At 43.4% G+C, this 21,806-nt stretch carries 17 protein-coding genes; 11 read left to right on the forward strand and 6 right to left on the reverse strand.

The features are described from left to right. The first annotated feature begins 216 nt into the window (after window positions 1-216). Complete coding sequence (locus AB4180_RS00005; protein WP_102250016.1) at window positions 217-507, forward strand: putative quinol monooxygenase; 291 nt, start codon at window positions 217-219, stop codon at window positions 505-507. Window positions 508-899: 392 nt separating this feature from the next. Here AB4180_RS00005 and manA read toward each other — a convergent pair whose 3' ends face one another. The 4 genes from manA to mngA form a co-directional block, all read right to left on the reverse strand. Then, complete coding sequence (gene manA / locus AB4180_RS00010; protein WP_017082113.1) at window positions 900-2,087, reverse strand: mannose-6-phosphate isomerase, class I; 1,188 nt, start codon at window positions 2,085-2,087, stop codon at window positions 900-902. Between the two features lie 2 nt (window positions 2,088-2,089). Continuing rightward, a complete protein-coding gene (locus AB4180_RS00015) occupies window positions 2,090-3,256 on the reverse strand; it encodes a glycerate kinase (RefSeq protein ID WP_102250015.1) in 1,167 nt (388 codons plus the stop codon). Window positions 3,257-3,301: 45 nt separating this feature from the next. Next, window positions 3,302-5,941, reverse strand: a complete 2,640-nt coding sequence (mngB, locus tag AB4180_RS00020; RefSeq protein ID WP_102250014.1) for a mannosylglycerate hydrolase — start codon at window positions 5,939-5,941, stop codon at window positions 3,302-3,304. 238 nt (window positions 5,942-6,179) lie between these two features. Continuing rightward, on the reverse strand, window positions 6,180-8,114 hold the full coding sequence (gene mngA / locus AB4180_RS00025) for a PTS 2-O-a-mannosyl-D-glycerate transporter subunit IIABC (RefSeq protein WP_102250013.1): 1,935 nt from the start codon (window positions 8,112-8,114) through the stop codon (window positions 6,180-6,182). 317 nt (window positions 8,115-8,431) lie between these two features. Here mngA and AB4180_RS00030 point away from each other — a divergent pair, with 317 nt between their 5' ends. After that, window positions 8,432-9,148, forward strand: a complete 717-nt coding sequence (locus AB4180_RS00030) for a GntR family transcriptional regulator (protein WP_102250012.1) — start codon at window positions 8,432-8,434, stop codon at window positions 9,146-9,148. Between the two features lie 565 nt (window positions 9,149-9,713). Continuing rightward, complete coding sequence (dcuC, locus tag AB4180_RS00035) at window positions 9,714-11,081, forward strand: anaerobic C4-dicarboxylate transporter DcuC (RefSeq protein ID WP_009845449.1); 1,368 nt, start codon at window positions 9,714-9,716, stop codon at window positions 11,079-11,081. A gap of 220 nt (window positions 11,082-11,301) precedes the next feature. On the opposite strand, the gene AB4180_RS00040 is transcribed toward dcuC, so the two are convergent. Then, window positions 11,302-11,934 carry a response regulator gene (locus AB4180_RS00040; RefSeq protein ID WP_009845450.1) on the reverse strand — a complete coding sequence of 211 codons (633 nt, stop codon included), beginning with the start codon at window positions 11,932-11,934 and terminating at the stop codon, window positions 11,302-11,304. Next, window positions 11,921-13,651, reverse strand: coding sequence for a nitrate/nitrite two-component system sensor histidine kinase NarQ (gene narQ, locus AB4180_RS00045; RefSeq protein WP_009845451.1), 1,731 nt, complete (start codon window positions 13,649-13,651; stop codon window positions 11,921-11,923). The genes AB4180_RS00040 and narQ overlap by 14 nt, the downstream gene beginning before the upstream one ends. 253 nt (window positions 13,652-13,904) lie before the next feature. Here narQ and napF point away from each other — a divergent pair, with 253 nt between their 5' ends. From napF to AB4180_RS00085, 8 genes are all read left to right on the forward strand, one after another. Next, entirely contained in the window at window positions 13,905-14,384 is a 480-nt protein-coding gene (gene napF / locus AB4180_RS00050) for a ferredoxin-type protein NapF (protein ID WP_017101835.1), read from the forward strand. 23 nt (window positions 14,385-14,407) lie between these two features. Beyond that, complete coding sequence (locus AB4180_RS00055; protein ID WP_009845453.1) at window positions 14,408-14,713, forward strand: chaperone NapD; 306 nt, start codon at window positions 14,408-14,410, stop codon at window positions 14,711-14,713. Next, a complete protein-coding gene (gene napA / locus AB4180_RS00060; RefSeq protein ID WP_009845454.1) occupies window positions 14,710-17,199 on the forward strand; it encodes a periplasmic nitrate reductase subunit alpha in 2,490 nt (829 codons plus the stop codon). Before AB4180_RS00055 ends, napA begins: the two co-directional genes overlap by 4 nt. A 125-nt stretch (window positions 17,200-17,324) precedes the next feature. Next, window positions 17,325-17,786, forward strand: a complete 462-nt coding sequence (locus tag AB4180_RS00065) for a nitrate reductase cytochrome c-type subunit (RefSeq protein WP_009845455.1) — start codon at window positions 17,325-17,327, stop codon at window positions 17,784-17,786. Window positions 17,787-17,815: 29 nt separating this feature from the next. Next, a complete protein-coding gene (locus tag AB4180_RS00070) occupies window positions 17,816-18,397 on the forward strand; it encodes a NapC/NirT family cytochrome c (RefSeq protein WP_009845456.1) in 582 nt (193 codons plus the stop codon). 11 nt (window positions 18,398-18,408) lie between these two features. Next, window positions 18,409-18,546: a TIGR02808 family protein gene (locus tag AB4180_RS00075; RefSeq protein WP_009845457.1), complete on the forward strand. Its 138-nt coding sequence runs from the start codon at window positions 18,409-18,411 to the stop codon at window positions 18,544-18,546. A gap of 451 nt (window positions 18,547-18,997) precedes the next feature. Next, window positions 18,998-20,197: an HD-GYP domain-containing protein gene (locus tag AB4180_RS00080; protein ID WP_102250011.1), complete on the forward strand. Its 1,200-nt coding sequence runs from the start codon at window positions 18,998-19,000 to the stop codon at window positions 20,195-20,197. Window positions 20,198-20,597: 400 nt separating this feature from the next. Further along, the gene (locus tag AB4180_RS00085) at window positions 20,598-21,806 is read left to right on the forward strand and encodes a TolC family protein (RefSeq protein ID WP_102250010.1); all 1,209 of its coding nucleotides are present in this window, start codon (window positions 20,598-20,600) and stop codon (window positions 21,804-21,806) included.

Consider the following 21,806-nt stretch of genomic DNA (forward strand, 5'->3'; position numbering starts at 1 on the left):
CTTAAACGATCGGCATTATCATATTACTATGAGGGCTTTTTTATGAGCGTAACCTATTTGCCATTAGCCATTAGCCATTAGCCATTAGCCAAATACTCTCAAGTCTAAATTATGGGCTTCAAGAACCATAGTTATTGGATTTCAGAACTCTTTCTTCAATCTGAATTTATACTTATATTACTTTAACTTACTGAGTTTAGACCTAAGGAATTGAAAATGAGCAAACTGACTATTATTGCAACAATCGTCTCTAAAGAAGATAAGATTGAGTTAGTTAAATCAGAGATGATTAAATTGATCGATAGAACCCGTGTTGAAGACGGTTGTATAAACTACGACTTACACCAAGATAACAGTAACCCTGCTCACTTCGTTTTTCATGAGAACTGGGAGTCTGAAGCTCACCTAGAGAAACACTTAGCGAGCCAACACATCGCTGAGTACATGGCTGCGACTGAAGACTGTATCGAAACCTTTGTGCTTAATAAAATGACGCACATTGCCTAACCAGTCACTCAGTACTGATTCAATAAAAGCCCTGCTCTGATCGCAGGGTTTATCTTTTGTACACACTTATATCTGCTCATTCTACTTATAAAAAAACCCGCAAGAGTAGCGGGTATGGTCAATAATCATGACTGTCAAAGACAGATAGATAATACCAATCGTAGTAAATAACTGTCAGCCTAGCTGGTTCAAAAACTTGATAACTGCGTTAGAATTTTTGATTGTAGAATAACTACTTATCGAAAAATTCTGCCTTGTTCTCAAGTCTTTTTCCTGCGCTATTTCTGATCACTTACTTACTGTGATTGGTATAACAACCATCAATCCAATATTGAGTACCACTTTACAGTGGCACTCTGACATTTCTTTTGCTGATCGCTAGCACGGGGGCACTAGTTAAAAGCACGAGCCAAAATGCCATTCCCTTGATATTGGTAAACACTTGAATTACTACTTACAAAGACCGATTCTCCGGGTTTAAGAGAAACTGACCGTCCTTCTGAAGTGACGGTCGCCTCTCCTTCCACACAGAACAAGATCTCCGCGCTACGTAGATACTGTGACTTGCTCTCATCAGTCGCAGATAAGATATCAAAGCCAAAGTCATCCACAGGAATCGGATAGCTCATCTTGCCCTCTTTCAATACAGGCTTAAGGCGAATATCTTCTGGCTTAATCGGCTCAAAGATCGTGTTATCGATAAGCTCAGGAACGTCTATGTACTTGGGGGTGAGACCGGCACGAAGCACATTGTCTGAGTTTGCCATAATCTCTAAACCCGTACCTTGAACATAAGCATGTGGGGTTTCTGCGAATAGGAACATCGCTTCACCCGGCGCCAGTTCAACTGTGTTAAGCATCAATGGTGCAAACAAACCAATATCACCTGGATAATGCTGCTTGAATTCAATGCTGTATTGCAGAGCTTCACGCCCCATGACCGTTTTAGCTGGTCGCGCATGTGCAGCATAAAGCTCATTAAGCGCAGACGCTTTACGGTCACCTTCAAGAGACATAATGGCGCTAAAGAAAGACTTCAGAGAATCACTGTCGGCATTGGCTTTAAGTACATCAAGCTCAATCGCTAACGAAGGAATATCCGCTTCTTCGAACAAGGCAATAATATCGTCGATTGGACGAAAGCCATTCATCGCTTTGTAGAAGGTCAACGCATAAACCAACTCAGGCTTGTGGTTTGGATCTTTGTAATTACGATTTGACGCATTCAAAGGGATACCAAGTGCATTCTCTCGCTCAAAGCCTAATTCAGATTTGCGCTTATTCGGATGAACCTGAATCGACAACGGTGTTTCAGCGGCTAACACCTTAAACAGGAAAGGGAGTTCACCGAAACGTGCCGCCGTGTACCCACCTAAGACATCAATTCTATTTTCATCAATCATGTGAGAAAGCGGCTCACCGGTATCGCCTACTTTTGAGCAACCATTTGGATGAGCACCCATCCAAATCTCTGCTTGAGGTTCTTGGTTTGGGTTCACAATACCAAACAGTTGGTTAATGGAGTCTTTGCTTCCCCACGCGTAGTTTTGAATAACGTTGTCGAGTTTAAATAGAGACATAATTACTTCTCATTAAAAATCTGGCTGCCAAGCTTGAGCGTGGCGGCGATATTACGGGCAGTACGAGTCAGGTTTTGATTCGCTTCTAATAAAACTTGGTCTAAAGACTGAGGTGAACGTACAGTTCCAAATAAGCTAGACATTGAACCGTAAAGCTTTTCAACGTCTTGCCCCAAAGAGCCAGCAATTCCTATCGTTGGAATATTCAGCTTTTGAGCTCGCTGAGCGATACCGAAAGGTGTTTTACCTTGCAGGGTTTGGTTGTCCATCTGTCCCTCTCCGGTCAAGACCAGTGAAGCACCTTCAAGAACCTTATCTGCATCCAAAGCATCTAGTACCATCTCAATACCCGCTTTAATTTGGATATTGAATGCCAGACTTAACCCCAGTGGTGTACCACCAGCCGCACCAAAACCAGCTGTGTCTCGATGATTAATACCCGTACGCGCTTGAGCGATATCGGCAAAGTGTCCGATCGCAGTATCAAGTTGTTCAACTTGAGCTTTTGATGCTCCCTTCTGCGGACCAAACACAGCACTTGCTCCGCTTTCGCCACACAGTGGATTATTTACATCACACGCGACCACGAACGTGACTTCTTTACATCTCGGGTGCAGCCCATCAAGATCGATGCTTGCTAGCTGACTTAATTCGGCACCGCCACCAGATAGCTCGTTGCCTTGCTTGTCTAATAACTTGCCTCCCAACGCTTGTAAGATGCCAGCACCTGCGTCATTGGTGGCACTACCGCCCAGACCAATGATGATTTGTTCCACGCCTTTATTTAGCGCATCTCTAATCAGCAACCCTGTGCCGTAAGATGATGCTGTAAGAGGTGATCTTTCTTCTATGGTTAGTCGATCTAAACCCGATGCTTGGGCAAACTCTACCAAGGCAGTGTTTACGTTTTTGCCATCAACCTGTTGTTCAAGTGAAGCCCAATAAGCCGTACATTCACGTCCGATTGGATCCGTCGTTTGCAGCCGTTTTTTCTTACCATTGAGAGCCTCTAGCAACACGTCTACTGTGCCTTCACCACCATCAGCGAGAGGCAGTTTGACGAACTCTGCATAAGGGAAAACATCAGCAAACCCACGCTCAATACAAGACGCAACTTGATGAGCGTCGAGTGATTCTTTAAATGAATCGGGGGCAATTACAATTTTCATTGTCGTTCACCATTCCCGCTCACCAAGGTGAGCGGGTGATTGAAATTAGAATTTGATTTGGAATGTTTTTGCTTGGCAAGATGCCAACTGGCCGAAGTCTTCAGATGCTACATCACCTTCGCGTACTCGCTCGTCCATGCTTGTCTCTTTCCAACTCGAAACGGTTTGAGTGAAGGAGATTGAATCTGACACTGAACCTGTTTCTGCCGGGTTGTAGACACGCATGATCAACGCATCTTCATCTTCCGCTTTCTTCAGCACACTCAGCACAGCGCCTGATTGTTGCTTAGACAAAAGGCTAAAACTCAACGGTAGGTTCTGCTCACCTACGTTTAGCTTCATCGCGTTGTAAGGGATCTTGTTGTAGCATTCGATTTGAGTGACATTGTCACGTGCTTGCGCCATGATGTTGGCGTCAATATGGTTGCCAGAGAAGCCACACAGCGTGAATTCACACACTAGCTTGCCGCGCACTTGTGAATCAGGGGTCGGGATCTTGATACCTGAAGGACGACCCGGACGAAGCAATAGCTCTTCTTTACCCAACACACCGATACCACGAAATAGTGTCAGTGCGAAGGTATCTCGGTTTTCGTCACCTTGAGATGCAATCACTTCAAATTCACGTAGACCATTCGACATGATTGCCATGCCCGCGTTACCGTTTTCTAACGCAGCAAAGTTCATTAACTGATACACAGGAACTGGCGCTTCTTTCCACTTCTCTTCTTCCCAAACCGCCATAGCAGGGTCATTGGTTGGTCGAGTAATACAACCGAACTGGTTATCTGCAACCACAGTTTCAGAAACGAATGGCGTTGGTACTAGCACACGTACACGGTGGTCGTCGGCTTGGTTGTCTAGTTCCATGCGTACTTCAATGCGGCGAGAACCTTGCTTCAATACCACTTGGCATTGCGCTTCAACGAATCCGTTTTGACCCGTACGTTCTTCACGCTCTGTAAGGTTGGCAGGCACGTTCATGCGGAAAGCGATGTTCGCTACCGATTGGAAGCCTTGGTGATCAATCGATGTTTCGACTGGGAATTCATCTGAGTACAGTAACCACTCTTGACGAGATGGAGAGTAATCGTACTCATCGCCGTCATCAGAACCGTCTTCTAAACGAAGGACTTGGTCGAATACTTGCTCTGTCTCTTTATCGAAAATAGTCAGAGTACCGTTGTCGTTTACATTGATTCGGTAGTACTCGTTTTCTAATAGGTAGTCCTTTTGCTCGGCAACTTTTACAGCGCCCTTCTCGTTACCTTGGATATGTAACGTGGTGAAGCCCATAGCTGGAACAGTGCGTTTGATTTGAATATCAAACTCCATGAACGGGTCGTAGTTACCGTAGTGAACGATTTGGCGGTCTACTTTACCTGGGTCAATTTGGCGCTTGTCTTGGATGAAGTACTCAACTGGGTTTTCGTTTTCATCAAAGATTGAAAATTCTTGAGCACGGATAGTAATGGTTGTGTTCACCACTTCTTCACGCTCGTATGGAGAAAGGTTAAACATCGCCAGTTTGTCGCAACCTTCTCGATCCGGCATGTGGTCAACAATCTTACGCTTGTAGAAATGAATCAGGTTGGTCGCCATGTCGTCCGCAAGGATGTAACGGTTTAGGATCTCAGCGTGAACCTTGTCAGAACAGCAGCAGCCAATCGAGTCATGAGCGTGGTTCTTCATGCTCTCCTTCCACATTTTCTCAATCAAACCGTGGTGGTATTCAAAGCCTAATGTCCAAGCGATAGATGCTAGCGGTTCTAAGATATTTACAATCTTGTTTTCGATTTCTGCATGGATCAGTTTGATGTCCATACGCGTAGACGAAATAGTACGGTGAACACGCATGTATTTACCGTCGTTGAATTCGCCTTCAATTGTGTCGAGTTGGTCGCGTGCTGCTTCTACTTTTTCGAATACTTCTTCAAAGCGGCTCATTGAGAATTCGCGATCTGGGTAGATTTCGCGAAGTTTGTCCATTACTTCAAAGATGTCTTTTTGAATCGGCATTTGGTCATGGCCATTCGGCAGCAAGATATCTTTAGTCACCGATGGCTTTTCTAGCACTGGGAAGTACTTATCTAAACGAGCACGCAAGCCTTCTTCATCTTGAGGAAGGTATTTGCCAATCGCGTAACCCAGCGGAAGCACTTGTGCCGTTACTTCACTGCCGTCGTTTGACTGCCATAAGAATTCTGTTTTGTTGGTGCCGTGACGCTCTGAACAACCACGCCAGAACATTGCACGCGTGATATCGAAGCCGTTGTAGATCATCGGTAGCTGAGAGCTCATGCTGAATGAATCTGGTAGGTAACCGATCTTCATTGCATCGCCAAATTTCATGCAGTCGCGAATGCCATACATCATGTTACGTACAATTGACTCACCAGAAACTTGCATTGTGTCGGTTTGAGAATACCAAGGGCCAATAATTAGCTTGCCCGCTTCAACCAATGCTCTTACGCGTTCTGTGTTCTCTGGTTTGATTGCGAAGTAATCTTCTAGAACGGCTGTTTGACCATCTAGAACGTAGTATTTGTATTCTGGATCACTCTCCAGGCGGTTCATGATTTCTTCCATGTTGTTCACTAGAAGAATACGAGACTCTTCTGTTGTGAAATACCATTCACGATCCCAGTGCATGTGTGGAGTAATATGTACGCGTGATGTAGTCATAATCATTTACCTAAATGTGTCGTTTCGAGTAAATCTAAAATTCGCACTCAAATACGACTAAATTAAAGTTTTTCAAGGGGTTGAAATTGGCTGCCACTAAATTTAGGGTGCAGAAAACCACGCCCAGAATCTGTGTGAATAAAACCGTTAGGAGCACAGGTATTTAGGACAGCCAAGTTGTTCGTTATTTTTTATATGGTGTTTTTACTTACGAGCTATAAGTGAGCTCAAAATTCAGTTAGTTCTGTGTTGCAGTACTTGCTTCAAACTTACCCTTTTTTACAGCATGACCACGCCATATCAGAAGAGTAACAGTTGAAATCACTGTGCCGACAATCGCAGCACCGAACCAGATTGCAGCAGCAGAGAATGCGCCCAAACCTGAATCGTGTAACAAGAAGATAGAGAAGATACCTGCACCCGGAGTCGATAGACCAATACCTGCCGCACCAACCATCGCACCTGTAACCACTGATCCTAGTAAGAATGAGCCGATTACACGGATTGGATCTTCAATCGCCATTGGGATCGCACCTTCGGTAATACCCGCTAGGCCAAGTAGCCATGTAGATTTACCGGTTTCAATCTCAAAGTCTTTAAATAGGCGTGGAGCAATCATGGTTGAAGCCGTTACGGTGAACGCTGATACCATTTTTACTGAACCAAAGATTGCGTATGGGCCATAAACACCGTTCGCCATTGCACCTAAACAGAATGCGTAAGCGGCTTTGTTTACCGGACCACCTAAGTCGAATGATACAAACAGACCAAGAATCGCACCCAATAACAGCGCATTGGTGCCAGACATACCGTTCAACCAGTCCGTTAGACCTTGGTTTAGGAACGCTACAGGTTTACCTATAACAAATAGCATCAAGCTACCTGCCACCAAAGTACCGATCACTGGATAAAGGTAGAAAGTAAGGAAGCCGTTAAACGCAGGGCCTAAGCGAACATGCTCTTTCACCCAACGCATCACGTAACCCGCAATCAAACCGCCAACAACACCGCCAAGGAAACCAGAGCCAATGATGTTTGCTGCAATACCCGCGGCAAAGCCAGGACCAAGTGCGGGTTTGTCTGCTAATGAGTAAGCTGTGTAAGCCGCCAATACTGGCACCATCAATGTACCCAGTAGGCCGCCACCTAGTTTGCGATACATCCATAGCCAAGAATCTTTTGTTGCGTAGAGCTCTTGCAGGTCAAAAATTTGCGCGATAAGAACAGCAACCGCAAGAACAGTACCACCAGCAACAATAAGAGGAACCGCGTAAGAAATACCAGAAAGCAGTGCTTGTTTGAGCTCAGTTTTCAGTGGCAGTTTCTTCGGTTTATCATCAGTAGCTACTTTACGCTCTGCACCGTTGCCTTTTCTCGACTCTTCGATCGCTTCGTTTAAAATGCGCTCACCGTGTTTAATCGGTTCTGCGACTGGCGTTTCAATACGAGGAATGCCGTTAAAGCGCTCAGATTCTTTAATCGCCACTTCAGCAGCAAAAACACACGCCACAGCATTATTAAGTTGTTCCGCAGTTAAGCGATCTTCAATACCGTTTGCGCCCTGCTTTTCAACATAAACCTTGTAGCCAAGCTTTTTGCCCGCCTTTTCAAGATATTCTGCCGCCATATAAGTATGAGCAATGCCTGCAGGGCAAGCAGTAACACATACAATTGTCGGTGCATTTGTATCTAAGTTGTCTTGTTTTTCTTCTTGTTGATTGTCGCCATCAAGAAGCGCAAAGATTTCTTCAGCCGTTGTCGCTTTTAATACCGCTTCGCGAACATCGTCGTCAACCAATGTAGTTGTCAATGCAGTGAGCAGATGCATGTGGGTAGAACCAGCTTCTGCATTTGGAATCGCAATTAGGAAGATAAGATTTACATCTTCGTCTTCATCCAAGCCTTTCCATTTCATGTCTTCTTTAAGCGTTGCTACAGCGAAGCCAGCTTCTTTAACCGCGTCAGTCTTGCCATGCGGTACTGCTAGGCCTTCGCCAAGCGCTGTCGGGCCTTGCTCTTCACGAGCAAATACTGCATCAAGATACTCTTGCTTGTTATGCAGTTTGCCTTGCTGATCCAGTTGGTCAGCAAGTGCGTAAATCGCTTCTTCTCGACTGCTAAACGTAGTTTGCAGATTTACGAGCGACTTATTCGTTAGAGTAGTAAGTTTCATAACCTTTGTCCCATAGTCACGGATTAGTACGACAGTCGTCCCTGTCGACGAGAATAATAATACAACCTTAAGACATTTAATCCGTGATCACGATCTCACCAATACATATTTGTATTTAATTTGTATTTAAATCGTATTGGCAATTCCTTTAAGAAAGCTTGTTATGTATCGTTTAATTTGTATTATATGTACTACAAAACGCCGATACGACGCTCACACTAACCTTTAAAGCAAGGCTTATATAGAGCAAATTTACGTATTTAAGGTACAGGTTGTTAATCAAAGTCTAGTTGTTCTAGCGCACAAATGAGGCAAAAATGGCAAGACTCCCGATGTATCGCCAAATCGCAGGTGCAATAAGAGAAAAAATCAGTTCTGGAGAATATAAAGTTGGAGAAGCACTCCCAACAGAAGCGCAATTGCGTGAAGTATTCTCGGTAAGCCGTGTAACGGTTAGACAAGCGCTGAAACTACTGATCGAAAACGATGAGCTTGAAAGCGTTCAAGGCAGCGGCACTTACGTCAAAGAGAACAAGATCAATTACGACATCTACAAACAGTCGAGCTTTCAAGAAAAATGGGCGCATTTGGATGTGGTTACACACAGTGACGTTCTGGCCTTTGAAATGAAGCCGTGTTCTTTGGCGATGTCTGAGCATTTAGATATCAAAGAAGGCGAATTGGTTTTCTACGTAAAGCGTGTTCGTTTCATAGACAACAATCCAATCACGGTTGAAGAAACTTGGTTACCTGTTGCCCTATTCCCAGATCTCACCTATCAAGTGATGCAGACATCAAAGTACGACTTTATTGAGAACACCAAAGGCATGGTGATTGATAGAAGTGAGCAAGAATTGGTGCCGATTCTTCCGCCTGAAGATGTTGCGAAACAGCTAGGTATTGACCCAGCTCAGCCTATCATTGAAAAACGTACTCGTGGTTACCTTGCCAATAACACGGTGTTTGAATACAGCCGTAACTACTTCACGTCTAACGATTACCGATTTACTTTGGTCGCAAGACGCCAAAGGTAAGCAATACTATAGGCTTTGGTTTACCTAAACGAATGCACCAAAAAAGCTCTTCCACACTTAGAGCTTCTTTTACCTTTAATACCAAATCACACACCAGATACGCGTTGTGTGATTTGATCACCGAGAATTAAATCTCCCTCCAGGCTTCAACGCGAAGTGCTCGATAGCATTAAAACCACTCTAAAACATCATAAGGCTGTAACACTTTGATTGTGCTCCCCACATCAAATCGCCCGTTCGTCTCTTGCCCCATATAACTCTATTTTCTCGCTATTATCACCATTTGCACATCAACGGCTAAAGTTATCCAACCCTTCCTGTCATATGAAACTAAAACAAGCAAAGGTGATCCAAGTTATATTCTAGGGAGTCACAAAATTTGTTTATTAACATCCAAACAACAGTGGTTAATCAATATTTACAACCACAATTAACATCGAAAAAAATGTTTGTCTTAGATCATACCAACCTCAACTATGCCTCGTGCCACAGTGCAGTTTTCTGTACATTCATTGTCATATTCTGAAACACTTTCTTATATTTTTTAAACTTTGTGGAGATTTCTATGTTAGAGCTCTTGATCGGATTAGTAATTACCATCGCTGTTGGTTACTTTATTGTGAAAGGTTATAAAGCGGCAGGCGTCTTACTAACTGCTGGCCTTGCCCTACTTCTTATTACTGGCCTTATTGGTCACACAGTCTTACCTGCTAAAGTCGCCTCAACAGGTAACATGGTTACCGACTCACTAGAATTTGTTAAGTACATGCTTCAGTACCGTGGGGGCGGCCTAGGCATGCAAATCATGCTTCTTTGTGGTTTTGCTTCTTATATGACGCACATTGGTGCTAACAACGTAGTAGTGAAACAGTTCTCTAAACCGCTTGCTGCTATCAAATCTCCATATGTACTTCTTGTTGCGGCTTACATCGTAGCGTGTCTAATGTCTCTAGCAGTAAGTTCTGCAACAGGCCTTGGTGTGTTACTGATGGCGACACTATTCCCAATGATGACGGCGATGGGTATTTCACGCCCAGCAGCGGTTGCCGTTTGTGCATCACCTGCAGCAATCATTCTTTCACCAACCTCTGGTGATGTGGTTATCGCAGCTGAAAAATCAGGCATGTCTCTTGATGTGTTTGCTGTTCAAACAGTATTGCCTGTTTCTATCTGTGCAATCATCGTGATGGCTGGCGCGGCTTTCTTCTGGAACAAATACCTAGATAAAAAAGAAAACACGCCAATGGAAAAAGTAGACGTTTCTGAAATCGAAACAACAGCACCGGCTTTCTACGCTGCACTGCCATTCCTACCTATCATCGGCGTTTTCCTATTCAACGGCCGCACGATTCCAGGGCTTTCACTTGATATCTACACCATTGTTGTAGGTTCTATCTTCGTGGGCGCAGTTATCGATTACGTTGTTAAGAAGTTTGACGGCGAGAAAACATTAGAAGACTTAGATTCTTGCTACCAAGGCATGGCTGACGCGTTCAAAGGCGTGGTAATGTTGTTGGTTGCGGCGGGCGTATTTGCTCAAGGTCTAATGTCTATCGGTGCGATTGATAACCTAATCGGTCTTGCTGAATCTGCAGGCGCAGGCGGTATCGCATTGATGCTTATCCTAACAGGTTTAACGGTTGCTGCAGCTATCGCGACAGGTTCTGGTAACGCGCCTTTCTATGCATTCGTAGAACTGGCTCCATCACTAGCGGCGAAAATGGGCTTGAACCCAGCGTTCCTAATCATCCCTATGCTTCAAGCATCTAACTTAGGCCGTACCATTTCTCCAGTATCTGGCGTAATTGTTGCGACATCGGGTATGGGTAAAATCAGCCCGTTTGAAGTTGTAAAACGTACTTCTGTTCCAGTAATCTGTGGTCTTATCACGGTTATCTTTGGTACGCTGGTATTGGTTCCAATGGCAGCTTAACTTTAAGAAAAACTCTATCTAGACTGATACAAGCTAAGATAGAGATGCCGATATAAAATGCCCTAACAAAAAGGCGCTGAACTTAATAAATTCAGCGCCTTTTTTACGTCATATTATTTTAGACAATTCAAAATTCTATCTATTGGAGCATGACACTAAAAATGTCACAAGATCTTGAAACAGCACGGCTTTAAATAGTATTACTTCAAAGGAACAAGCCCTACTTCATGTCTCCATAACGTTCTAAATAAAGAACGGTTGCTGCGGTACGAGAAGGCACTTGCAGCTTTTTCAACAAACTCTTCATATGTACCTTAACTGTCGATTCAGAAATAAACAGGTGATCGGCGATCTGCTTGTTACGGTAACCTTTCGCGACTTCTTGAAGAATTTGCATTTCACGTTCAGTCAATTGGTCGAAGATATCATTTCGACTGTCAGCATCATTCAAATAGCGAGCTACCACACTGCTGTATGCCTTATCGCCGCTATGTGCTTGCTTAAGCAGTTCAATCAACTCATCGGGTTCAGTATCTTTCAGTAAGTAACCATCAGCGCCCGCTTTAACAATCGCTTCGATATCCGCAGGGCTATCAGAAACCGTTAAAATAACGATGTTAGCGCTTGAACCATCAGTACGAAGTGCTTTCAGAGTATCTAGCCCAGACATGCCTTTCATATTCAGATCCAACAGGATCAAATCAGGTTCTTCTTCATGGGCAAGAGCGACCGCTTCAGTACCGTTACTTGCTTCTGCAATCACTTCAAATTCATCTTCAAAGCTCAGTAATTGGCTTATACCTCTGCGCATCAATGGATGATCATCAACCAACATTACTTTACAAATCGTCAACTTTAACTTCCTTTAAACTTTTATATTTCAATATGACTGTACAGCCCTCACCTTGAGCCGCTTCAATCGTTAAGTCACCATTCAGTCTTGCCGCACGCTCCTGCATAATACTCATTCCGTAGTGGTTCATCTTCGAACTACTTGGGTCAAAGCCTTCTCCATTATCTTTAATCACGACTAATACTTGTCCGTCCTCATCGATACAGCATACATCTATCAAGTCGGCATTGGCGTGTTTTATTGCGTTTATTGTTGCTTCACGAATCAATTGAAGCAAGTGAACCTGACTGTGCGCATCAAGCTCTAGCGATGAAAGGTTATTAGTTAATTTAATCTTCGCATCGGTTCTTTCACTAAGTTGCTCTAGCATGGTGCTCAAAGCATCTCCAAAGCTACCCTCTTTGATGGATAACCTAAATGTGGTGAGTAGCTCTCTCAATTGAGTATAGGCACCGGCTAACCCATTCCCTATCTCAGATGCTATCTGCTCAGACTGCTCTCGATGTTTGTGTTCCGGAAGTTTACCAATAACACGCTTTAACAATGTCACTTGGATTTTTAAATACGACAGCGATTGGGCCAATGAATCATGCAGTTCACGCGCAATCGTCGCTCGCTCTTCCATAATAATAAGCTGCTCTGCTTTCTTTTGAGCGCGATTATAGTAGATAGCTCTCGATAACAGTTGAATAAAACTCTCAATTAGCGTCTTAGTTGAATGACCATGATGATATGAGCAATACAGATAGCCCAAAACAAGCTCGTTATCATCCAGTTTCATTTCAAACTTTTCATAATCGCAAGTCGGGTCGTAACCTTCATCCATAATCAAAGAACGTCCCGAATTATCGACGATTTCTAACCTTAGCGATTCAATCCCTTCTAGGCTGACCAAGTGCTGCAAAATAGCTCGGAAATTTTCCGGTGCAACACGCGTTACCGTGAGTTCTTGAGAAGAATAATAGAGAGCTTGCAATGATTGGTTGGCATTTTGTAACTCAACCGTCTTGGCATCGACAACATCTTCAAGGTTTCGATACAGCACGCCTAAATCTTTCGCCATCGAGTTAAATGTTTTGGTCAAAATGCCCAGTTCATTATTGTTGGTAACCTCCAACTTAACCTCGAAATCACTATTTTTTATTCTCTGGCTAGCTCTAACGAGAGCGTGTAGAGGCTTAACAACTTGTTTACGTACAAAATGAACAACAAAAAGAGATATGACGAGTATTCCACCTAGACCTATACCACCAGCCCATGCCAATTTAATTAATTTATTTTCTGAAAATTCTTGTAACTTAAAAACAAAGCGGTCGATTTCAATAACAAAATTTTCAACAAGTACCAGGTAGTGTTTTCTATCTTCGCTATTTAAGACCTGCTTCAATTCATGCCAACGGCCAATTATTAAATAATAATCATTTGTAATATCAGTTGGCACTTCCCAACTCACCAAATTAGTCATCGATGTGGAATAAAGGGAACTTTCAAATTCACGAATATGAGAATCGTAATCCACTGATTCTATTTGAATATCATGCGCTAAACGGTAGCTTTGCATGCGCATCGAGCCAGCTACATTAACCGCCTCGGCATCATTAAGGCTGGACGCCAATGTAAAAATAGCAAAACCGGTGGTGGCAACTGAAAGGAGCAATATAAATAGCAATGATTTAGCTATTGTACTCGTCACAGATGAAACAGGTTTAATAAGCAAAGTTAATATCCTGAAGGTATAAAAATGGCTATCGAGAACCTATTGTCACACATCAAAAAACAGAGCTCCATTCAATATGTGACCAAACGCTTCATAATTTATTGATCTAAGACAATATAGGATCCTATTTAGCCCTTAAGGGGTATTTATACAAATATTTCTAAAACTACACTACTTGTGAGGATAAATGACAAGATATTAACGAAACAATGATCTACAATTACAACATCTTAGCAACATTAGTAGGCATTTAGTGGTAGACCTATCGAGACGACGCCTATTTTCTAGGCGAAAAGTAGATTCAAGCCAAATTCGATTGCCTTGGATTAAAAGTCTAGAAAGCTTCGCAGATGATTGTACACGTTGTGGTAAATGCATCGAAAGTTGCGAGACACACATCATCATTGTCGGCGACGGTGGTTTTCCTACTGTCGACTTCTCAAAAGACGAATGTACATTCTGTTATCAATGTGCAGACGTTTGTCCAGAGCCAATTTTTAAACCCAAGGAAGAAACGCCTTGGCTGGCAAAAGCAACTATCTCTGATAAATGCTTGGCCCAACAAAATGTTGAATGCCGAAGCTGTGGTGACATGTGTGAACCTATGGCGATTCAATTTCAACTTAGAGCAGGCAGTGTTGCTCTACCAAAAATCGAGTTAGATGAGTGTAGCGGTTGTGGAGCCTGCGTAGCAGTTTGCCCTACTTCGGCTATTCTTGTGAGTAATGCATAAAACAAAAATAACGAGAGCAATTTATGGCACTAAATGAAGTGCATATATCAAGTTTAGTCGTGCATGTGAGCCCAGAGCATCTAGACGAGATCAAAGCACAAATCGAGCAATACGATAATGCGGAAATCTACGGCAGTAGCCCTGAAGGCAAAATCATCGTGGTCCTAGAAACCGAGAACCAAGGTTTTGTTACGGACACCATCGAAGAAATTAATAATATTACGAACGTTTTAGGGACAGCTTTGGTTTACCACCAAATCGAGACTGGACTAGACGAAACGGATTTAGAAACTGGAAGCAACAATTCTCAACTTGAGGGTGAAGTATGAAAATGACAAGACGCGCGTTTGTGAAAGCAAACGCAGCTGCATCAGCGGCAGCCGTTGCAGGTGTAACTCTACCAGCAACAGCAACCAACCTGATTGCTAGCTCTGATCAAACAAAAATCACGTGGGATAAAGCGCCTTGTCGTTTTTGTGGTACGGGCTGTTCGGTACTAGTTGGTACTCAAAACGGTAAAGTGGTCGCGACTCAAGGCGACCCAGAAGCACCGGTAAACAAAGGCCTTAACTGTATTAAAGGCTACTTCCTTTCAAAAATCATGTACGGTAAAGACCGTCTTGAACAGCCTCTTCTTCGTATGAAAGATGGTGAGTTCCACAAAGATGGTGATTTTGCACCAGTATCTTGGGACAAAGCTTTCGACGTAATGGCTGAGAAATGGAAAGCCGCTCTGAAGAAGAATGGTCCAACAGGCGTTGGTATGTTCGGTTCAGGCCAGTGGACAGTAATGGAAGGCTACGCAGCGGTTAAGCTGATGAAAGCGGGCTTCCGTTCAAACAACATCGATCCAAACGCTCGTCACTGTATGGCTTCTGCGGTAGGTGCATTCATGCGTACCTTCGGTATCGATGAGCCAATGGGTTGTTACGATGACTTTGAACACGCAGATGCATTCGTACTGTGGGGTTCAAACATGGCAGAAATGCACCCAGTACTATGGACTCGTATTACAGACCGTCGTCTAAGCCACCCACACGTTAAAGTAAACGTACTGTCTACTTACTACCACCGTTCTTTCGAGCTTGCAGACACAGGTTACATCTTCGAACCTCAATCAGATCTTGCGATTGCTAACTTCATCGCTAACTACATCATTCAAAACGATGCGGTGAACTGGGAATTCGTGAACAAACACACGAACTTCAAGCAAGCAACAACAGACATCGGTTACGGCCTTCGTGACAATGACCCACTACAGAAAGCCGCTGCGAACCCTAACTCAGGTAAAATGACTGATATCAGCTTCGAAGACTACAAAGCTTCTGTTGCTGAATACACCGTTGAAAAAGCATCTGAAATGTCAGGTGTATCTCAAGATGACCTTATCAAGCTGGCTAAGCAATACGCAGATCCAAACATCAAAGTAATGTCACTTTGGACTATGGGTATGAACCAACATACTCGTGGTGTATGGATGAACAGCCTTGTGTACAACATCCACCTTCTTACAGGTAAGATTTCTACTCCAGGTAACAGCCCATTCTCACTTACTGGCCAACCATCTGCATGTGGTACAGCTCGTGAAGTAGGTACGTTCTCTCACCGTCTACCGGCAGATATGGTGGTTGCTAACCCTAAACACCGTAAGATTGCAGAAGACATCTGGAAGCTTCCAGAAGGCACTATCCCACCTAAACCGGGTAAACACGCTGTTGCGCAAGACCGTGCGTTAAAAGATGGTACGATCAACGCGTACTGGGTAATGTGTAACAACAACATGCAAGCTGGTCCAAACATCAACACTGAACGTCTACCAGGTTACCGTAACCCAGACAACTTCATTGTATGTTCTGACCCGTACCCAACAGCAACAGCTCAAGCTTCTGACCTTATCCTTCCAACAGCAATGTGGATTGAAAAAGAAGGTGCTTACGGTAACGCTGAGCGTCGTACACAAGCATGGTACCAACAAGTTAAAACCGTAGGTGAAGCAAAGTCTGACCTATGGCAAATCATGGAGTTCTCTAAACGCTTCACTGTTGAAGAAGTTTGGGGCGAAGAGCTTCTAGCTAAAGCACCTGAGTATCGTGGTAAAACGATGTACGACGTGCTGTACAAAAACGGCAACGTTGATGCATTCCCACTGTCTGAAGCACAAGAGCTTAACGACGATGCTCAAGCTCAAGGTTTCTACGTTCAAAAAGGTCTATTCGAAGAATACGCAGCCTTTGGTCGCGACCACGGTCACGATTTAGCACCTTACGACACTTACCACAAAGTCCGCGGCCTACGTTGGCCTGTTGTTGACGGTAAAGAAACACTGTGGCGCTTTAAAGAAGGTTCAGATCCATACGCTAAGAAAGGTTCTGGTTGGGATTTCTACGGTAAGCCAGATGGTAAAGCTCTTATCATCAATGCTCCTTACGAAGCGCCACCAGAAGTACCAAGCGACGAATACGACATGTGGCTATGTACAGGTCGTGTTCTTGAGCACTGGCACACAGGTACTATGACTCGTCGTGTACCAGAACTTTACAAAGCAGTACCGGATGCACTTTGTTACATCCACCCTGCTGATGCTAAAGCTCGTGGCCTTCGCCGTGGTGATGAAGTTCTTATCGAAAACAAACGTGGTGAAGTACGCGTTCGTGTTGAAACTCGTGGTCGTAACCGTCCACCACAAGGCTTGGTATTCGTACCATTCTTTGATGCAAGAATTCTGATCAACAAGTTGATCTTGGATGCAACGGATCCTCTGTCTAAGCAGACGGATTACAAGAAGTGTCCAGTTAAGATCACTAAGGTTTCTTAAGAGCCAAGCGCTTTTCGAACCTAGATACAAGATCTAACGTATTTAATATTGCGACTACTTTTTTCATCACTTTTTGAAGGAAGTAGTCCACTCAAAGAATTAGCCTTTAGGCGGAGAAATTAACCATGAAAAAACTGATTACTGCCCTACTATCAGCTGGTCTTTTGCTAGCTGGTGCAGTTCAAGCTCAAGCTGAGCTGGATAACCCAGGCGGCATTGGTGGCGTAGAATCTCTACGTGGTGCAAGTGAACTTGAAGCAACTCGCGCAGCAGATGACTTCAAAAAGTTTCCTCGTGACCAAGTACTTGAGAGTGACTACGTATACCAACCACCTTTAGTACCTCATACTATTCGTAGCTATGAAGTGTCTCTTAACGCTAACAAGTGTCTTGCTTGTCATAGCTGGAAAAACGCAAAAGAAATGGGTGCAACTAAAGTGAGTGTAACTCACTACATGAACCGCGAAGATGCGGTACTTGCTGATGTTTCACCTCGTCGTTACTTCTGTCTACAGTGTCACGTACCTCAAGCTAATGCTAAACCGCTAGTTGAGAACGAGTTCAAACCTGTAGATTCACTGCGTTAATCGTAGCCGGACTGTAAGAGAGGCTATATATGATAAAATTACTTAAAGCGTTTTGGAAAAGACTCGCGACACCAAGTAAAGCGGCGGTAGGCGTTGTTTTGTTCTTGGGTTTCTCGGGTGGTCTTTTGTTCTGGGGTGCATTCAACACGGGTATGGAAGCAACCAATACGGAAGAGTTCTGTTCTGGTTGTCACGCACCTATCGTTGCTGAAATCCAAGAAACAATTCACTACTCTAACCGTTCTGGTGTTCGTGCTATCTGTTCAGACTGTCACGTACCTCATGAGTGGACAGATAAAATTGTTCGTAAGGTTCAGGCTTCTAAAGAGCTATACGCACACTTTATTGCGAAAACCATCAATACTGAAGAAAAGTTCAAAGCACGTCGTGCTCACTTAGCAGAACGCGAATGGGCTCGATTGAAAAAGAATGATTCACTTGAGTGTCGTAACTGTCACCAGTTCGATTACATGGACTTCTCAGAGCAGAGCCCTCGTAGTGCGAAACAACACTCGACAGCGCTAGCTTCTGGTGAAAAAACGTGTGTAGACTGTCACAAAGGTATCGCACACAAACTACCAGACATGCACGGCGTTGAAGGCTGGCAATAAGGAGCGATTGAATGAGTACTTTAGAGAACGTAATTTGGCACATCCTAGGTTACAGCGCTATGCCAGTTATCATTCTTGGTGGCTTTGCAGGTGTTGCAGCCGTATCTCTTTGGCTTTTATCTATGACTAAAGACAAAGAAATCGATTAGAAATCGAAGAGTACGTCAACTTTTATCAGCTAATTTTAATCCATTCTGATATGGGTTGACTCTAAAAAGCCACTGATTTCAGTGGCTTTTTTAATATCTAACGTTTTATCTTTTTATTAATAGGTGGCAACCTCCCTACCTCACCTCTTAAGTCACATCCACAATACAAAGTACCTTTCTACAGAGCCCTTTAGATAGACACTTCGATTAGAAAAGAACGCTTATTACTACACCACTGCCACTTAACCGTTTTAAACAATATCGCTAAGATCGAAGCATAACTCTGTGACATTTCGGCCTTTTGTTTTTAATTTCATGTGTTTTGCTATTGATTTCACGTGTTTCACGATTAATTTCAGGTGTTTTGAGTAAATAAATCAACAATTTGACTAGATTCGTCGCGAAATTGGATTAGAATCACACTGTTTTTGACAACACTTAATTGAATTTAATGCAGTTCGACCTTAAAGACTCAGTAAAAATTTCCATAAACACATTGGTTGTGGGAATGTTTGTTACATCAATTCAGAAAAGTGAGCGTGTTTATTTATCTAACGCTGGACGCGTGTCTTCAAAAAAAGGAATTGATACATTAGTTAATAAAGGCATTAAGTATGTCTGGGTTGACAAGAAGCTCTCTGCTAAAGGTTGTAAATTTCACCCCGTTCCTGATGACGAAACGAGTGAGGAACAACAAAAGAGCAGTAAAAATTCTCCAAGTAAATTGGTCTCTCGAGAAGTAAGACAAAAAAATGCAGAGCGAATCATCCAAGAAGCGCGCGGTCTTGCTCAGAAAATTATTACGGCAACATTTGATTCGCATACGTTTGTTTCGGATGAACTGGATGGTTGGGCGGATGAGCTGATTGAATCAGCACTGATCAATTCAGATGCCTTGCAATGTGTTTCTGCATTACGTAAGAAAGATGCCTATTTGCTTGAACATTCCGTTAATGTCGCCACACTTTTGGTCACATTTGGCAAGCATTTGGGTTTTGGCAAAGACCGATTAAAGCCATTGGCTATTGGTGGGATTATTCATGATGTCGGTAAAGTGCATATCGATGATAATGTTTTGCACAAGCCTTCTCGTTTAACCGAGGAGGAATTCGCTCACATCAAGCAACACCAAGAATTCGCTAAACCTATCATCAAAAAAATCGAAGGCTTAAGTCAAATTAGCCGTGATGTATGTTTAATGCACCATGAAAAGTTAGATGGTACAGGTTACCCTAATGGATTGAGTGGCGAGCAAATTCCGCAGCACGGCCGAATGGCTTGTATCGTCGATATCTATGACGCATTGACGGCTGACCGTTGCTACAAACGTGGAATGAGCCCAGCGGAAGCGTTTAAAATCATGTTAGGTATGACACCTAATCACTTAGACCGACAATTGGTGTACAAATTTATTAATTGCATTGGTATTTTCCCTATTGGGGCCATCGTTGAGCTGAGCAATGGCCATCTTGGAATTGTATGGTCATCGAATGATGATGCTCCTGTTGAGCCTGTCGTTAAGTGCTTCTATTCACGAAAGAATAAACGTTTCATTGACGTCAAGTATGTGGATTTAAAACACAGCTGGCATACGATTGTAAAAGCAATTTCTCCTACGAAGGCTGAAATTGATGTCACCCCTTTCTTTTAATAGAACCTGCTATTCGAGGGGGATGAGGTCAGCACTTTCCATGTATGGCCTGATTAGATAAAACGGACAAGTCTAGAAAGCCACTGATTTCAGTGGCTTTTATGTTTTCAGAAGTTCTTTCATAAACCCTTTACTAGCCCATACCCATATCCAATTTTAATCAATAACCAAACACTCATTTCACCTCCAATTTACTCGCTGTTAGGTATATCTATAGATAAATACCTTAGAGTAAGACAGCATGAACACACACCGCCCCCTATCCGCATTATTACTACTGGGTAGTCTGACCTATCTCACGGGTTGCGCTTCTCTATCACCAACGCCGCAAGCCAGTTTGAACAATACAACCCAGATTCCCGAGCAATGGGAAAGCTCTCAACGATACGTAAACACTACGATGTCAACACAATTGCTCTCGCTGTTCAACAATCAAGCTCTCGCCGATCTGGTTCAAGAAGCCCTCACCAATAACCACGACCTACATAAAACTGCACTTCGCTTGAAGCAAGCTGAACTATTAGCGGCTCAAAGTGATCAATACCTTCAACCTTCTTTAAATACAGACTTTCAAGCCTCTAGACAAAAAACAAGTCAGATTCAGAACAGTCACAAACTGTCTTTGAATTTAAGTTGGGAGTTTGATGTTTGGGGACGCTTAGCTGACACAGCAAGAGCAGCTAACGCGAAACAACAGGCAACACAACTTGACTATGTTTACGCACAAAACTCTCTCGCGGCTCGCGTAATAGAGACGTGGCTTGATGTTGCTTACAGAGCAAGAGTGATCGGGGTTGAACAACGCTGGCTACAAAGCCTTTCAAACACTGAGAATATTGTACTAGAGCAAGTGCTCGATGGGTTTAAAGAACAAGCAGACCTCGACACAGCTCGTGCTGCAACATCCAGAGTAAGAGCGAGTTTAGCGGCTAAAGAGCAAGATCAACTTATCGCAATCAGAGGACTTAATACCTTGCGAGGTAAGAGCGACACCAAGCTTAACCAAATGATTTTCACGATCCCAGAAGTTGAAGCTCCGCCATTACGTCTTCCCGGAGAAATGATTGGATCACGTCCTGATCTCCTTGCCGCTTATCAGCAAGTGCTCGCCGCCGACAAAAGCGCGGCAGTTGCTTACAAAGATCTACTGCCTAAATTCACGCTGTCTGCCTCTGTTTATCGTAGCGGTTCAACACCAAACCAGCTTATCGACAATCCTTCCCTGTGGAATCTCGTTGGAGGGATCAGCGCACCTCTTCTTGACCAATCATCACTACAAACCCAAGCAAAAATAGCTCAGCTTCAAGCAGAAGAGAGCTTTGTTGATTACCAAAAGAAACTATTGGTTGCCATCAATGAGGTAGGAAATGCACTAGACAAAGAGTTCTACCTCAAACAACAAGAACAGCATTATCGAGATGCTTTTACATTCTCCAAGGCTAGTATGAAAAACTATCAAAACCTTTACCAGGAAGGAGCCAGTGACGTTTTGGCACTGCTTATCGCCCAACAATCTATTTACCAATCTAAAATCCAGTTGCTTAATACTCAGCGTACTCGGCTCTCAAACAGAATTACCTTAGGGTTAGCATTAGGAATGGGGGTTTAA

Origin of the sequence: Vibrio sp. 10N.286.49.C3 (assembly GCF_041469545.1) — a bacterium.
Classification (GTDB): Bacteria; Pseudomonadota; Gammaproteobacteria; order Enterobacterales; family Vibrionaceae; genus Vibrio; species Vibrio tasmaniensis_A.